17 protein-coding genes, 1 tRNA gene and 1 other annotated feature are annotated in these 14,308 nt (G+C 47.5%); of the genes, 9 read left to right on the forward strand and 9 right to left on the reverse strand.

The features are described 5' to 3' along the window. Positions 1–130: 130 nt before the first annotated feature. Positions 131–2,887 (reverse strand): insulinase family protein, encoded by a 2,757-nt coding sequence (locus H6F51_09700; protein ID MBD1822769.1) that lies wholly within the window; start codon positions 2,885–2,887, stop codon positions 131–133. A gap of 307 nt (positions 2,888–3,194) precedes the next feature. Here H6F51_09700 and H6F51_09705 point away from each other — a divergent pair, with 307 nt between their 5' ends. Further along, positions 3,195–3,689, forward strand: a complete 495-nt coding sequence (locus H6F51_09705) for a glutathione peroxidase (protein MBD1822770.1) — start codon at positions 3,195–3,197, stop codon at positions 3,687–3,689. Here the strand turns inward: H6F51_09705 and H6F51_09710 are convergent. The 4 genes from H6F51_09710 to cbiM all read right to left on the reverse strand — a co-directional run bounded on the left by H6F51_09710 (position 3,674) and on the right by cbiM (position 6,371). Continuing rightward, a complete protein-coding gene (locus tag H6F51_09710) occupies positions 3,674–4,447 on the reverse strand; it encodes an ATP-binding cassette domain-containing protein (protein ID MBD1822771.1) in 774 nt (257 codons plus the stop codon). The two genes, H6F51_09705 and H6F51_09710, sit on opposite strands and share 16 nt — an antisense overlap. Then, on the reverse strand, positions 4,437–5,222 hold the full coding sequence (gene cbiQ, locus H6F51_09715) for a cobalt ECF transporter T component CbiQ (GenBank protein MBD1822772.1): 786 nt from the start codon (positions 5,220–5,222) through the stop codon (positions 4,437–4,439). The genes H6F51_09710 and cbiQ overlap by 11 nt, the downstream gene beginning before the upstream one ends. 90 nt (positions 5,223–5,312) lie before the next feature. Further along, positions 5,313–5,642 (reverse strand): PDGLE domain-containing protein, encoded by a 330-nt coding sequence (locus tag H6F51_09720; protein ID MBD1822773.1) that lies wholly within the window; start codon positions 5,640–5,642, stop codon positions 5,313–5,315. A gap of 12 nt (positions 5,643–5,654) precedes the next feature. After that, the gene (gene cbiM, locus H6F51_09725; protein MBD1822774.1) at positions 5,655–6,371 is read right to left on the reverse strand and encodes a cobalt transporter CbiM; all 717 of its coding nucleotides are present in this window, start codon (positions 6,369–6,371) and stop codon (positions 5,655–5,657) included. 229 nt (positions 6,372–6,600) lie between these two features. Here cbiM and rplS point away from each other — a divergent pair, with 229 nt between their 5' ends. From rplS to rplL, 8 genes are all read left to right on the forward strand, one after another. Continuing rightward, positions 6,601–6,966: a 50S ribosomal protein L19 gene (gene rplS / locus H6F51_09730; protein ID MBD1822775.1), complete on the forward strand. Its 366-nt coding sequence runs from the start codon at positions 6,601–6,603 to the stop codon at positions 6,964–6,966. A 56-nt stretch (positions 6,967–7,022) separates the two neighbouring features. Next, positions 7,023–7,095, forward strand: a tRNA-Trp gene (locus H6F51_09735). Between the two features lie 109 nt (positions 7,096–7,204). Next, positions 7,205–7,426 carry a preprotein translocase subunit SecE gene (secE, locus tag H6F51_09740; GenBank protein ID MBD1822776.1) on the forward strand — a complete coding sequence of 74 codons (222 nt, stop codon included), beginning with the start codon at positions 7,205–7,207 and terminating at the stop codon, positions 7,424–7,426. Further along, on the forward strand, positions 7,423–8,049 hold the full coding sequence (gene nusG, locus H6F51_09745; protein ID MBD1822777.1) for a transcription termination/antitermination protein NusG: 627 nt from the start codon (positions 7,423–7,425) through the stop codon (positions 8,047–8,049). The genes secE and nusG overlap by 4 nt, the downstream gene beginning before the upstream one ends. 25 nt (positions 8,050–8,074) lie before the next feature. Further along, the gene (gene rplK, locus H6F51_09750; protein MBD1822778.1) at positions 8,075–8,500 is read left to right on the forward strand and encodes a 50S ribosomal protein L11; all 426 of its coding nucleotides are present in this window, start codon (positions 8,075–8,077) and stop codon (positions 8,498–8,500) included. Positions 8,501–8,546: 46 nt separating this feature from the next. Then, on the forward strand, positions 8,547–9,263 hold the full coding sequence (gene rplA, locus H6F51_09755) for a 50S ribosomal protein L1 (GenBank protein MBD1822779.1): 717 nt from the start codon (positions 8,547–8,549) through the stop codon (positions 9,261–9,263). Positions 9,264–9,273: 10 nt separating this feature from the next. Next, positions 9,274–9,418: a sequence feature (ribosomal protein L10 leader region), on the forward strand. A gap of 34 nt (positions 9,419–9,452) precedes the next feature. After that, positions 9,453–9,986, forward strand: a complete 534-nt coding sequence (locus H6F51_09760) for a 50S ribosomal protein L10 (protein MBD1822780.1) — start codon at positions 9,453–9,455, stop codon at positions 9,984–9,986. 36 nt (positions 9,987–10,022) lie between these two features. Beyond that, on the forward strand, positions 10,023–10,415 hold the full coding sequence (gene rplL / locus H6F51_09765; protein ID MBD1822781.1) for a 50S ribosomal protein L7/L12: 393 nt from the start codon (positions 10,023–10,025) through the stop codon (positions 10,413–10,415). A 57-nt stretch (positions 10,416–10,472) separates the two neighbouring features. On the opposite strand, the gene H6F51_09770 is transcribed toward rplL, so the two are convergent. The 4 genes from H6F51_09770 to H6F51_09785 all read right to left on the reverse strand — a co-directional run bounded on the left by H6F51_09770 (position 10,473) and on the right by H6F51_09785 (position 14,305). Continuing rightward, a complete protein-coding gene (locus H6F51_09770; protein MBD1822782.1) occupies positions 10,473–10,775 on the reverse strand; it encodes a hypothetical protein in 303 nt (100 codons plus the stop codon). Then, entirely contained in the window at positions 10,772–11,314 is a 543-nt protein-coding gene (locus tag H6F51_09775) for a hypothetical protein (GenBank protein ID MBD1822783.1), read from the reverse strand. The genes H6F51_09770 and H6F51_09775 overlap by 4 nt, the downstream gene beginning before the upstream one ends. Next, positions 11,311–13,470, reverse strand: coding sequence for a CHAT domain-containing protein (locus H6F51_09780; GenBank protein MBD1822784.1), 2,160 nt, complete (start codon positions 13,468–13,470; stop codon positions 11,311–11,313). Before H6F51_09780 ends, H6F51_09775 begins: the two co-directional genes overlap by 4 nt. A gap of 460 nt (positions 13,471–13,930) precedes the next feature. Continuing rightward, on the reverse strand, positions 13,931–14,305 hold the full coding sequence (locus H6F51_09785; GenBank protein ID MBD1822785.1) for a response regulator: 375 nt from the start codon (positions 14,303–14,305) through the stop codon (positions 13,931–13,933). Positions 14,306–14,308 lie beyond the last annotated feature (3 nt).

A 14,308-nucleotide genomic window follows, 5' to 3' on the forward strand; every position in this document is an offset into this window, starting at 1 on the left:
CGAACCGATTGTCGATTGAATAGAACATCTCTACTAGATTTGAATTGTTCTGCGCGTTCCTATTAAAAAAATAAAAGGATGTGACAGCTTAGACACACCCTTTAAGAAAACTTAATCTTACTACGAGGAATTACGACTTTGGCGGGCCTGCTGTAACGATGATGACCTGTTCAGGTCGAAGTAGGTCTTGGGCAGTTTGATTCACTTGAGCCTGCGTCACCGCATCAATTTGATTCGGATACTGTCGCAGCTCGATCGCATTCAAGCCGTACATCTCGTTCATTAAGAGAACGCTGGCAAGTTGATCGGGGTTTGCTAAGTCAACGGGGTAGCTGTTGGTGATGGATCGCTGCGCCGTCACTACTTCGGTTGTACTCACACCCTTGGTGCGGATTTGGGCTAAGAGATTGACCGTGCTAGCGATCGCTTTATCGGCATCTTCGGGAGCCGTTTGCATCGAAATCACGAACGGGCCAGGACGGTTGCCTGCTTGAAAGAAACTGTAGATTCCGTAGGTGAGTCCTTGACGATCGCGCACTTCTGACCCCAATCGGCTCGATAGGGTATCTCCGCCGAGAATTTGATTCATCACGGAAGCGTTATAAAAGCGTGGGTCGCGGCGATCGATTCCGGCTGAGCCAATTAGCGTCACGGATTGAGTTTTGCCGGGAATCGCAGCATAACGGCGAACGGTTGCACTTGGAGATGAAACGGGCGGGAAGGTCAGAGTTGGCGCTTTTCCAGTCGCTTTCCAGCCGCCTAATTCTTTTTCGATCAGCGATTTGACTGCGATTGGATCAAAATCGCCTACCAGCGCGACGATCGTCTTATCCGGTCGGTAGTGCGATCGGTAGAAGTTGACTAAATCCTGACGTTGAATCACTGTTAGGCTGGCTTCGGTGGGGAAGCTGTAGAACGGATGATTTTCCGGGTAAACGGTTTGCTGAAAGACACGACGAGCAAGAACGGCAGGGTTATCGAGTTGAACTTTGAGTGTGGTCAGCGATCGGGCGCGAGAAAGTTCGAGTTCTCGATCGGGAAACGTTGCGTTCTGCGCGATGTCTGATAAAGTTTGCAGCACGATCGGCAGGTGCTCGGATAGGGCGTTAGCATTCACTAGAACGCTTTCTCGATTGGTGTCAACGCCAAAATTGATTCCTCGATCTTCAAGCGTTTTCGCCAGGGTTAGCGCGTCTTTGGTCGTTGTGCCGTTCGTTAAGTTGTCTGCCGTTAGTTTTGCCAGTCCTGCCTTTGTGTTGGAATCAAATTCTGAACCCGCTTGTATCGCAGCACTGAGCGAGATCGTCGGAGTGCTGGTATCGCGCATGAGTAGAACTCTCAAGCCGTTTGGCAGCACGTATTTTTCGGGTAGAGCTTGTGGAGTGCGATCGCCTTGTTGCACCGTAGGCAGGTATTTTGACACCTGAGCCGGATCAACAGGTAGTCCCGCACTAAATTTCTCACTGGTTTGACCTGCATTCACAGCGCTGCCAGATTTGCCGTCGATCGTCGTAGGTTGAAACAACCCGATCGTTGCTTTGTCTGGGATGAAATAAGTGTTAGCCACGCGCTGTAAGTCAGCAGGAGTCACACGATCGACGTTTGCCAAAAAGCGATCGGTGTATTTGTAATCCCCGGTGGTGGTTTGATCGTCCCCAAGTTGAAACGCTTGGCTAGTAATATCACGATTTCTTAGAAGCACTGAGGATTTTAGCTGGGTTTTAGCGCGGGTGAGTTCTTCTTGGGTCACACCCTGCGATCGAACCTCTGCGAATACCGTTTGAATCGCTTCACTAACCTTGGTCAAGTCCTGATTTGGGGCAGCGGTAGCAGAAAGGTCATACCATCCGCCTGAAATCATGTTTGCGGGATAGCCACTGAAACCGCTAATCAATCCGGTTTCGACGAGGGCTTGATACAAACGAGAACTGCGACCTTGAGTGAGAACGAGATCTAGAACGTGCAGCGCGGGCACATCTGGATGAGTTGCATTGGGTAAAGGATAAACGGCACTGAGCAAAGGAGCACTACCTGGCTCTCGTAGCACGATCGGTTGAGTTTGCTTTGTCGGTTTCGCAGCCGTTGCAGTCGGTTTCGGGGTATTGGTCTTTTCCCGCTTCAGAACTTTGCCAAACAATTCCTTCACCGCTTGCAGAGTGGGTTCTGTCTTGAAGTCGCCCACTAGAATTAATGTGGCATTGTCCGGGCTGTAATAGTTGCTGTAGTAGTTACGAACTTGCTCGACTTCAAATTTCTCGACATCCGCTTTTGTGCCACCCACAGGCAATCCATACGGTGAATTTGGTAAAGCTGCTCTCATCACCGCACGATCGAGCCGATAGTCCGGGCTATTTTCATAGCCTTGCAATTCCGAGATTACTACTCGCTTTTCACTGGTCAATGAATCGGAGTTGATCAAAGCATTCTGCATTCGATCGGCTTCGAGTGCTAGCAGCGATTGCAATTTATCTCGCTGAACCGTGCCGTAATATGCGGTCTGATCGTGGCTAGTGAATGCATTCGATTGACTGCCTAACGCATTGAACAAGCGACCAAACTGAATCGGTCGATCGGTCGTTCCTTTGAACATCAAATGCTCTAATTGGTGGGCAATGCCATTCACGCCTGCCGCTTCATCCCGCGATCCAATGCGATACCAAACTTGTACCGTGACGACTGGAGCGGTTGGAACTTCTTTGGTTAAGACCGTTAATCCGTTATCAAGAACAGTCTTACGAACAGTATCTGTCGTGGTGACGGAATCTGGAACCGCCGCCGATGCGGATTGTAGAAAAGGAACCGAGTTGGATAGCAGTACCGCGCTGAGACAGAGCATAAACAGAAAGCTGGCAAAGCGATATTGCTGAAGAAATTTTAGAAAAGACATCGGAAGATTAAAGCGCCTATGGTAGAAAATGCTTGGTCTGTAAAGCCTAGACCTTAGACCGTCGAGCAGGTTCCACTCTAGCGTTTGCAATCTAGCGTTTGCAGGTGTGATACCGAATTAAACATAGAATGCGACAGATCATACTCAAAGTCCCCCAGAATGGGGGATTCAGGGGGCGAGAATCTGTTGCATCCACAAATCAATTTGGTATGAGCGAGGTGTCGATCGTGGATCGATCATCCTGCAAGCTCAGTAAAGAAATATAAAGCAGTTGTAAACTGAGAGGAGCAGTTTCACAACGATCACTATGACTACGCAAACATCGCCCTCTATCTACGATTTTTCAGCGAATAGTATCGAAGGTCAGCCTGTTTCACTTAGCGCCTACAAAGATAAAGTATTGCTGATTGTGAATACTGCAAGTCAGTGCGGTTTTACACCTCAGTATCAGGGATTGCAATCGATTCACAATAAATATGAGAATCAAGGATTTGCAGTTTTGGGATTTCCCTGTAATCAGTTTGGACAACAAGAACCCGGAAGCGCTAACGAAATTCAATCCTTCTGTGAAATGCGGTTTGGCGTGACGTTTCCATTGTTTGAAAAAGTGGATGTCAATGGAGCAAATGCACATCCGCTGTTCAAATTCCTGACCAAAGCTGCACCCGGAATCTTTGGGACAGAAGGCATCAAATGGAACTTCACGAAGTTCTTAGTCGATCGCTCCGGTCAAGTCGTCAAACGCTATCCTTCGACCACCAAGCCTGAAGACATTGAAAAAGACATTCAGGCATTGTTGTAAGCATCTTCAAGCTGACAGTACGGGCGACTGTAGCTTAAAGGTGGCTCTAGAGCATGTTCAGCTAATAGCTCTGGATTGCTCATAATTCGCTCAGTTTCACCATCGAATACAATTCGCCCTTTGCTTAAAACGATCGTTCGATTGCACAGTTCTAACGCCAAATCTAAATCATGGGTTGCAATTAGCTGCGTCAACGGCAGCGTATCTAACAGTTCAATCAACTGACGACGCGATCGTGGGTCAAGCTGTGCCGAGGGTTCATCGAGAACGAGAACTTGCGGCTGCATTGCCAGAACTCCTGCGATCGCGACTCTTTTTTTCTCTCCACCTGATAAACCGTTTGCACTGCGCGATCCATACGTTTCGGGATCGAGTCCAACACAGCGCATTGCATGAATAGATCGATCTCTGAGTTCCTGTCCAGCAATGCCTTGATTCATTGGGCCAAAGGTAATGTCTTCCCAAACCGTCGGCATGAACAGTTGATCATCTGGGTTCTGAAACACAAGCCCGACAAAATCGCGAATCCGTTTTAGATTCTGCGCCTCGACTGGCAGCGTCCCGACGAGCACTTGACCCACTTGCGGCGTAATCAAGCCATTAAAGTGCATGAGTAAGGTTGATTTTCCAGACCCGTTTGCACCGACTAAAGCCACTCGTTCTGTGGCAGCGATGGAAACAGTCACTCCATTGAGTGCTTGAGTGCCGTCTGGATAAGCATAGGAAAGATTGTAGATGTCGATCGGATTATGGTGCATGAAATAGATAAAGTGCTTGACCGGACAATAAGACTGCGATCGTAATCGTTAACGCTAAAATATCGCGCCGTCCCCCTTTCTGAACCTCTGCAATCGGAGGTAAACCTTGATAACCCCGCGCTAACATGGCTTGATGCACGCGTTCGCCGCGCTCATAAGTGCGAATGAACAACGAGCCGAACATATTCCCGATGACCGTGCGCTGACGTTTGGAATTGCCCAACAAGTTGCGCGATCGAGCCGCTTTGTGCATCGAGCTAAATTCATCACTTAACACGGAGATATACCGATACATCGACGCAAGAATCGCAACGAGCAACGGCGGCATCTTCAGTGCAGCCAACGCATGAAGTAATGCTGGGATCGAGGTTGTGAGAATTAAAGTATTCAGAATCAGTAATGACAAGAGTGCTTTAAGGGCAATACTTCCTAAAATAGTTAAGCCTTCAGTTGTAATTTGTATCCAACCCCATTGGAATAAAACATCACCGCCGCCTCGAAACAACGTTCCAAGAATGACTACGCCAATAAAAACAAACTCTACTGCAACTCGCTTCAATAAAACTGATAATTGAACACGGCTCGCTAGGACAATTAGCGCGATCGCGCTTCCATAAATTGCCCAAGTCCACCAGCGACCGTTCGGGGTTAACGCGATCGCGAATACTAATAACAACACGCACAACACGCGCGATCGTGGTGTCAATCGATGCCAAACCGTTTTCTTTTCTTCAGCTTCAGCAAGATGCGGTGCGCCAATGTGCAATAAAATCATCGAGTCTAAATTGGATTACTTGAATCATTGAAGCTTTGGGGTTCGTTCTCTAAATCCCCCACAGGTGGGGGACTTTGAAGCAAATCCTAATCAATCATGCTCACGATTACGAACCAGAACTTTTCCAGCCCCCCAAGCTAATCCAAACGCAACTAACGTTCCGACTAAGCCTGCTGCGGGAGTGGCGATTTGCTCAGGAACACCCCGCAACTGATATTCCTCAAAGATTTGATAAAACGGTAACTTGTGTGCGATCGGTTCTTCTGCCGCTTTTTTCTCAAAGCCTTGATCTTGAGCGACGCGATCGAGTCCGTCTGGATCAGAGCTAGCAAACGGAGAAAGAAACACTGCAACCAACAAAGCAATTCCTAAACCGGAGATAATAAAAGCGCGATTTCGAGTTTGTGAAGCTTGAGTCATAGCACTACCTTTTTAACGTGAAGAGTACGATCGAGGAAGCTCTTGCATAGCAGCACGGGGTGCTCTGTAAACCATATCCGGGCGAGTTTTCAAGATATAGCTCAATGCCACGACGGTAATGATTGCTTCACCAATCCCAATCATGACGTGCCACAACAGCATTGCAACCAGCGCAACGACGAGCGGTACGGCTCCTGAAATCGCGAGCTGAACTGCACAAACCAGTGCCGCAATTACAACGCTTATCCAAGCTGCGATCGCGGCTCCAATCAGCACAGATTTCGTAGAATCGCGCCCGATCATATTGCGAATTGATCGATACAAGTAGTAGCCACCAAACGTGCCAATCAATCCCATGTTAAAGATGTTGGCTCCCAGCGCAGTGATTCCGCCGTCTTGAAACAACAGGGACTGAACAATAAACACGACTGTCATGACTAGCGATCCCGCCCAAGGACCTAACAAGACACCCGCCAAAGTTCCACCAAGCAAGTGTCCTGAAGTTCCCCCCGGAATCGGAAAATTGATCATCTGAGCCGCAAAGATAAATGCCGCACACACCCCCATCAGGGGAACCACACGGTCTTGATACTCTGCCTGAACTCGGTTGAGACTGATTGCAATCAAAGCGATCGCAAATACCCAAGTCAGCAATGTGACAGGTAAATTTAAAAAGCCATCTGGAATGTGCAACGCCAAATGGTGCGGAAAAAATAGCACAGAAAGCATGAACTTATCTCCAACGAGACATCCTTGTGAGAAAACCTGTAGCGAGTTCTAAACGTTTAGTAGAGTTGATCGGTCTCTAAGAATTCAATCCTGCATGGGGGGATAATCGCCCGAATTTAAGCCTGACTTAAGATTCAAACCTCTTTTTCCAAAAAACTTCCGAAATTGCTATAGACGAAATGACAATTGATGCGCTAAGATACGCGATTGTGAGTTTTACACGCCCTTTATGAAAGCGCAAGAAATCATCCGCTCGATCGAAGCGGAACAAATGAAAGACAATATCCCCACGATCTATATCGGGGATACGGTTCGTGTCGGCGTGATCATTCAAGAGGGCGACAAGGAACGGACGCAGCCCTATGAAGGTGTCGTTATTGCAAAACGCAGTACGGGCATCACGCAAAACATCACGGTGCGGCGTGTGTTTCAAGGTGTTGGAGTGGAGCGAGTCTTCCTCATTCACTCTCCGCGCATTGAAAGCATCAAAGTGATTCGTCGGGCGAAAGTGCGTCGGGCGAAACTGTACTACCTGCGCGATCGCGTGGGTAAGGCAACTCGCTTGAAGCAGCGTTTCGATCGTCCTTTAACCTAGTTTGTCCAATTGCTGGTAAACTAGATACAGAACGCAATCAGAGTCGTTCAGCATATGCGCTCTTAGTTCAGTTGGTAGAACGCAGGTCTCCAAAACCTGATGTCGGGGGTTCAAGTCCTCCAGGGCGCGCTGAATTACTCTGATTTTGCATGAGTAGCGATTTTGATCGGATCGTGTGCCGCGATCGAGAAAAGTCTTTATTATAGAAAGTCGGTCGAGCGCTAATGGAGCACCAGCGGTGGCAAAGAAAGAAGAGGTCTTAACTCCCCAAAAATCAGGATTTGACCCGAACGAGTTTGCTAAGGAAACGAAGGAAGAACTGGATAAGGTCGTTTGGCCCAGCCGTCAGCAACTGATCGGTGAGTCCATTTCAGTGATTTTGATGGTCACGCTCTCTGCAACCACGATCTATCTCGTCGATCAACTCTTTCATTGGGCACAAGTGAAGGTGTTCGGATGACATACACTTCAGACGAAACGCAAAACGATCGCGCTGACGACAACCAGGATGAGGTGTTGTCAAAAAGCGCCCGTTGGTATGCTGTGCAAGTGGCATCGGGCTGTGAAAAGCGCGTGAAGATGAACTTAGAGCAGCGCATCGAAACCCTTGATGTCGCGAACCGGATTTTGGAAGTTCAAATTCCTGAAACGCCGATTCTCAGACACCAGAAAGACGGACGAGCCAAGGAAGCCGCTGAGAAAGTTTTTCCAGGCTACGTTCTTGTGAAAATGGTGATGGATGATGAAACGTGGCAGGTGATTAAGAACACCCCCAACGTGATCAACTTCGTCGGTGCAGAACAAAAGCGACGGTACGGGCGCGGGCGGGGTCACGTTAAACCAATGCCACTAGGACATGGAGAAGTCGAACGTATCTTCAAACAGTCCCAAGAGCAGGAGCCAGTCAGAAAAATCGACATGGCGACGGGCGACAAGATTACGGTACTTTCAGGGCCGTTTAAGGACTTTGAAGGGGAAGTGATCGAAGTTAGCCCAGAGCGGAACAAGCTCAAAGCACTTCTGTCAATCTTTGGGCGAGAAACCCCGGTTGAACTTGAAGTGAATCAAGTAGAGAAAATCTAATCGACTTCCAGAAAGTCAAGAATCGATGGCAAAAAAAGTAACCGCAGTGATTAAGCTGGCGATTAATGCTGGCAAAGCAAACCCTGCACCGCCGATCGGCCCTGCGCTCGGTCAGCACGGGGTGAATATCATGATGTTCTGCAAGGAATACAACGCCAGAACCGCAGATCAAGCGGGCATGGTCGTTCCTGTAGAAATCTCAGTTTACGAAGACCGTAGTTTTACGTTTGTTCTCAAAACCCCGCCCGCATCAAAACTGATTGCAAAAGCGGCTGGAATTGAGACTGGATCTGGCGAACCGAACAAAAAGAAAGTGGGCAAAATTTCCCGCGCTCAATTGGAAGACATCGCCAAAACCAAAATGCCCGACCTCAACGCAAATGATGTCGAAGCGGCAATGAAGATCATCGAAGGAACCGCTCGTAACATGGGCGTGACCATCACCGACTAACCTTTATTCGGGGGAGAGATTATCTCGCGATTACCCCAGGAGACACATGGTAAAGAAGCTATCAAAGCGCACGAGAGAACTGCGTGCCAAAGTCCAAGACAAGGCTTACACACCTTTAGAAGCCTTAGAACTGCTGAAAGAGACGGCAACGGCGAAATTTCCCGAATCCGCAGAAGCGCACATCCGACTCGGTATTGATCCGAAGTACAGCGACCAACAGCTCAGAACCACAGTCGCACTACCGAAGGGAACTGGACAAGAAGTTCGAGTTGCGGTGATTGCGCGAGGCGAGAACGTTACGGCAGCAACGAACGCGGGAGCAGACATTGCAGGTTCGGAAGAACTGATCGATGAAATCCAAAAAGGACGGATGGATTTCGATTTGTTGATTGCGACTCCGGATGTGATGCCGCAAGTGGCGAAGCTTGGTCGAGTCTTAGGCCCGCGTGGCTTGATGCCGTCACCGAAGGGCGGTACGGTTACATTTGATCTGGCGCAAGCGATCGCAGAGTTCAAAGCGGGTAAGCTCGAATTCCGGGCAGATCGTACCGGGATTGTTCACGTTCTATTTGGTAAAGCCAACTTCTCGGCTGAAGATCTGTTAACGAACCTGAAAGCGCTGCAAGAAACGATCGACAGAAACAGACCTTCCGGTGCAAAAGGACGCTATTGGCGTACAATGTATGTGTCGTCCACGATGGGACCTTCGATCGAGGTTGATATCAATAGCCTGCGCGACCTCAAAGTTGGAGATGCCGCTTAGACAAAAGTTTTTCAACTGAATATCCAAACCAAAGACAGCAGGTGGTTTACGCCTTAATGTCCTGCCGAGGTTTGATTTTTCGAGACACATTCACTGTGTTCTAAAGAAATCATGCGAACTCGGCTCTAATCAAGTCGGGTTTTTTGTTTTTGGATATTCTCTACATCCCAAATTAGGAGGTGAGAAAGAGTGGGAAGAACGTTAGCAAACAAGAAAGAGATTGTTGCCGATCTGAAAGAAACGCTGAACGAATCACAGTTGATGTTCATCATTAACTACAGTGGTTTGACCGTGGCGGAAATCTCAGATCTACGGAATCGTCTGCGTCCGAAAGGTGCGGTTTGTCAGGTGGCGAAAAACACCTTTATGGCGAAAGCAACCGAGGGTGACGATCGTTGGCAAGCGGTGAGCGAATTGCTGAAAGGTGATTCTGCGTTTGTGATGGTCAAAGACGATCTTGGTGGCGCAATCAAGGCTTACCAGGAGTTCCAAAAAGCTGCCAAGAAGACCGAAATGCGCGGCGGCGTGATGGATGGCAGAGTTCTGAAAGAAGCGGATCTTAAAGCGATCGCGGATCTGCCTTCAAAAGAACAACTCATTGCCCAAATTGCTGGTGCAATCAACGGAGTCGCAACCAAGCTGGCAGTCGGTATCAACGAAGTGCCGTCTGGTTTGGCAAGAGCGCTCCAACAACTGTCCGAGAAAGACCAAGAAGCAGCGTAAGTTGCTGAACACAATTCAATTTAGGGAGTTAGTTCCATGTCTGCTGTAACAGATGAAATTATTGAGAAGTTAAAGGGTTTGACCCTGCTCGAAGCTTCCGAACTGGTGAAGCAAATCGAAGAAGCTTTCGGTGTTAGTGCTGCGGCTCCGGCTGGCGGCATGATGATGATGGCTCCGGGTGCTGGTGCTGCCCCGGCGGAAGAAGTCGAAGAGAAGACCGAATTCGATGCAGTTTTGGAAGAAGTTCCGGCTGATAAGAAGATTGCAGTTCTCAAGGTTGTTCGTGGTATCACAGGCTTGGGTCTGAAAGAAGCGAAAGACCTCGTAGAAGCTGCACCGAAGCCGATCAAGGAAGGTGTTGCGAAGGCTGAAGCTGAAGACATCAAGAAACAAATCGAAGAAGCTGGCGGTAAAGTGTCGGTCAAATAGTTTCTGCTTAATTCTGATGATGTTAGGAGTCTCTATTAGAGGCTCCTTTTTTAGCGTCTAGGGTTGTCGTTCTGTACAAAGCTTATAGACTTCTCGGATTGCAATCCAAATCACAGCAACGCCGCCTAGTATCAGTACAGGAATGTTTTCTCCTCCAAGCAGTTTTTGAAGCTCCTGATTTGTTAAGGCTTGCCAAATGAGCTGGCTAGATGAGAGAGCTGCATAGATTTCTAGTGCAACAGCAAGGAAGTGAACCAGATTTAAGTTTCCAAGTGGCTTATTGAGCAGCTTACGAGTGATCAGAATGAATAATATGATTGCGAAAGTCAGCCCGACCCAGATGTACAGAATCAGCGTCATCGAATTGTTCTTCCTTTCCGGGCAGGTGAAATAGTTGTAACCCAGGCAAAGATTGTTGCTAGGATTCCGACAATAATGGCTCCTGGTAGTTGAGCGATCATTGCTCCCAAAGCGAAGCCACCACCAATGATCGCAATGATACGATCGCCCTTTTCCCAAAAGTCAGATTTAGCAGAATTGCGTTCTGGTAGATCAGTAAAGACTTCAAGAGTCCGATCGCTAAATCGAGTCAGAAGCAGAATTGCAGCTTGTTCGAGGTCGGTTCCCGTTTTTTCGAGAGTGGCAACTGCACTTTTCGATCGCTCTTGCGCTTGATATTGCTGCCTAAGATTCAGTCGAGCCGCTTCGTAGCGATCGCGTAAGTGAGGGTAAGTTTGAGTTAGATCAAGAATTATGTTGATCGCTTGATCGATGTGTTGTTGAGAGATCGCAACGCCGATTTGATTGATTTTGGGATAGTCCTCAGGAGCAAGGGGCGGATCGAGGCGGTCGATCGCGATTAGAAAGGCTTTTAACTTCGTTTCTTCGTTGGCTTTCATAGGGTTCCACCCGCGAGTGTGAATGCTGCCCAGTGATAGGAATCAGAATATGGCGTTTGATGTAGCTCTATTTTATGCTCGGTCAGATTTTCCTGAATCAGTGTGATTTCGTCTTGAATGTCCTGATGGTAGGCATGATCGGGTGGGAGTTGGGTGAGTGTGCGATCGAGCCATTCTAAGAGCGTTTTATACGTGCGAGATTGCAGCCAGAGTTGAGCGGTCTTGAGTGCTTCCGCAGGTGGCGTTTGAAGTTCGTAGAATTTGAGAATGAGCCAAGTGCTAGAGATTTCATCGACATTCCAAAGGGTGCTAAGAACGGCAGTCGCTCCAGCTTGAAGAAAGGCGCTGACGAGTCCGACGAATTCGGTATCGATCGTTTGATTTCCTGTCAGAGCGGTTTCACAAGCAGAGAGGGTGATTAGTTCGTAATGGCTTAGATCAAGATGGCGAATGGTTTTGGCGGTGAGACGATCGTCATTTGCAAGAATCAGGGCAGAGTTCTCAGGGGGCGTATCATAACCTGCGTGTCCCGTGAAGTGGAAATGTGTATGCCGATCGCTCAGTGCTTGAGTGACCTTTTCTGTCGTTGCTTTGGTGTCATCGAGTCGGGTGTGATTTGGGAAGAAATGGCAGGTTAAAGCAGACTCAAGTTGGGCGTATGGCATTTGAGGGCGATCGGTTTTGGGGTCTTCGACGCTGAGTAATTTGCGCGGGTGCGTCGATCGGGGTTTGCGCTGAAGATTGAGACCGATTTGAATACTGGGCAGGTAGACAGTCGTGAAGTTTGGAAACAATGAATGGACCGGCAATCGGTGAAGATCGCGATGGGGAATGAGAATGAGACGATCAAGAGTTCCGAGTGTTTGAACGATCGCATCAATGTCTAGGATTTCCCTCAGCTTTGCGAGTTGCGTTGCCAGAGTTTTACGCCAAGGATGATCAGATTGATTCGCTTTCTTGGTTCGATAATCGTTGTATTGAGTATTCCAGGTTTTGATCCAGGATTGTAGTTTTTGGGCGCGATCGTATTGCAGAGTATTCAGCAGAATTGAAGCTTCAGAGTCGGGAGTCAGGATAAAAGTCGTGAGGGAATCATCGCTGAAATGCCAATAGACGATCGCGGTTTGTGCGTTGAGCAGTTGACGCATTTTGGCATAGCTTGGGCTGGTAACTTGTTCTTTCCACTCATCGAGAATCCAAGTGAGACAGCGATTTTTATAGCGTTCTGCGGTCTCCAGAGCGGTAGTTGTTTCGCTTTGAGCGACTAAGCTATCAACAGCGATGCGACTAAAGTCTGAAAATTTTGTTTCAAGATTTCGTTTCTGTAAAAGTGTCGTTTGAGCGTTGAGCAATTGTCGAAAAACTTCTAATCCTGTGATGCGCCATTGGTTAGCAACTTCGAAATTGTTCAAGCCAAGGTGAGCTTCGATTAGATTATGAATCAGACTTAGATAGTGTTCTGGAAATGCTTCTAATGTCTGTCTTGCACTGTTGTAAGCTGTAATTGCTTGGCTGTAGTAGATTTTGATAGCTTGAATATTTTGATTAAGTCGTGCTTGATCAGAATAAATATTGCCTTTCTCATGATGAAGGATTCCCCATCCTTGAGGATTAGCTTCTCTCAAAACATGAGCAAGTCCTTGATTATAAGTTGCAATTGCCTCTTCGTACTGTCCTAGATTACTAAGTGAAATGCCGCGACTACTCCAAGCTTCGGGAGATTCTGGAACAATTTCGATTGCTTTGTCATAGCTGGCAATTGCAGATTCGTATTGTCCTAAATTAAAGAAAGAATTGCCAAGATTTTTCCAAGCCGCATAATAATCTGGTTTGATTCTAACGACTTTTTTATAGTTAACGATTGCTTCCTTAAAATCTCCCGCCCTGTAAGGTTGATTGCCTTGACTAAACCAAACGGTAGGATCATTTATGAGTTCCATACGAATTTTGATTGCTTTTTCATCTGCCCGGATCGCCTCTTCATATCGCCCTAATTTTCTCAGTGCTTCTGCTTTCCCGCTCCAAGCGTCGGTCGATTCGGAATCAAGCGCGATCGCTTGCTCAAACCAGCGCAACGCAAATTCATATAATCCTAACTGCAAAATCTGGTTAGCAGAATTCAGATATTCCTCAGTTTGTCGAATTTCTGAAGCCACAATCTGATTGATGAACGATTCGATCGATTTTAGACAGAAAAAACTGGAGGTTGATGAATTTACAGATCGTTTTTATCCTTTAAGAGGAACCAGGGCGAGTACGATCGTGCATTCGAGAGAATAACCGCGATCGCTGTTCAATGCGTAATTGAAAAAGCCGCGATCGAGAATAAAAGAGTCGAGCACGAGAATAAAAGACTCAACCGTGAGTATTAGAGTTTAGAATTTGAGATTCAAAGACTCAAGCGCGAGAATAAAACACTCAAGCACGAGAATAAAACACTCAAGCTTGAGTGTTAGAGAGTCAGCCTTGAGATCAAAATACTGACCATCGATGCGGATAGCACTTTTGGAGGTCAATCTCTTACTGCTAGTGGTAGCTTTAGTGCAACAACAGGTAATCCCAACGCTGCAGCTCCGATTGCTCAATATCATCAGCGAAAAATTGATCAAATTGTCGCTACTTTACCGATCGCGCTAACAACATCTCAATCTTGCTTAATAGGCGCGGTAGGTCGATCGGTTTGATGTCGTATTCATCGCATCCTGCTGCAAGGCACTTTTCGCGATCGTCTGCCATTGCATGTGCGGTAAGCGCAATTACCGGAATTCGCTGGGTTTCGGGGATTGCTTTGAGTTGCTGAGTGGCTTCCCAACCATCGAGAAGCGGTAAGCTCATGTCCATGAGAATAATGTCCGGCAGGTATGTTTTTGCTTGATCAATTGCTTCAACGCCATTGATTGCGATCGCAAGTTCAAAACCCCGTCGTATTAATCTGCGCGATAGCATCTCGCGATTGACTTCGTTATCTTCTACTAGCAAAATTCTTGTCATAGG

The sequence above is a fragment of the Cyanobacteria bacterium FACHB-DQ100 genome (genome assembly GCA_014695195.1).
Lineage (GTDB): Bacteria > Cyanobacteriota > Cyanobacteriia > Leptolyngbyales > Leptolyngbyaceae > Leptolyngbya.

Excerpts from the sequence above, each read along its gene's own strand:
- H6F51_09710 (MBD1822771.1), bottom strand. The coding sequence starts at position 4,447 with ATGCACCATAATCCGATCGACATCTACAATCTTTCCTATGCTTATCCA.
- cbiM (MBD1822774.1), bottom strand. The coding sequence starts at position 6,371 with ATGCTTTCTGTGCTATTTTTTCCGCACCATTTGGCGTTGCACATTCCA.
- cbiQ (MBD1822772.1), bottom strand. The coding sequence starts at position 5,222 with ATGATTTTATTGCACATTGGCGCACCGCATCTTGCTGAAGCTGAAGAA.
- rplK (MBD1822778.1), top strand. The coding sequence starts at position 8,075 with ATGGCAAAAAAAGTAACCGCAGTGATTAAGCTGGCGATTAATGCTGGC.
- H6F51_09770 (MBD1822782.1), bottom strand. The coding sequence starts at position 10,775 with ATGACGCTGATTCTGTACATCTGGGTCGGGCTGACTTTCGCAATCATA.
- H6F51_09705 (MBD1822770.1), top strand. The coding sequence starts at position 3,195 with ATGACTACGCAAACATCGCCCTCTATCTACGATTTTTCAGCGAATAGT.
- nusG (MBD1822777.1), top strand. The coding sequence starts at position 7,423 with ATGACATACACTTCAGACGAAACGCAAAACGATCGCGCTGACGACAAC.
- H6F51_09720 (MBD1822773.1), bottom strand. The coding sequence starts at position 5,642 with ATGACTCAAGCTTCACAAACTCGAAATCGCGCTTTTATTATCTCCGGT.
- H6F51_09775 (MBD1822783.1), bottom strand. The coding sequence starts at position 11,314 with ATGAAAGCCAACGAAGAAACGAAGTTAAAAGCCTTTCTAATCGCGATC.
- H6F51_09785 (MBD1822785.1), bottom strand. The coding sequence starts at position 14,305 with ATGACAAGAATTTTGCTAGTAGAAGATAACGAAGTCAATCGCGAGATG.
- rplL (MBD1822781.1), top strand. The coding sequence starts at position 10,023 with ATGTCTGCTGTAACAGATGAAATTATTGAGAAGTTAAAGGGTTTGACC.
- H6F51_09700 (MBD1822769.1), bottom strand. The coding sequence starts at position 2,887 with ATGTCTTTTCTAAAATTTCTTCAGCAATATCGCTTTGCCAGCTTTCTG.
- rplS (MBD1822775.1), top strand. The coding sequence starts at position 6,601 with ATGAAAGCGCAAGAAATCATCCGCTCGATCGAAGCGGAACAAATGAAA.
- rplA (MBD1822779.1), top strand. The coding sequence starts at position 8,547 with ATGGTAAAGAAGCTATCAAAGCGCACGAGAGAACTGCGTGCCAAAGTC.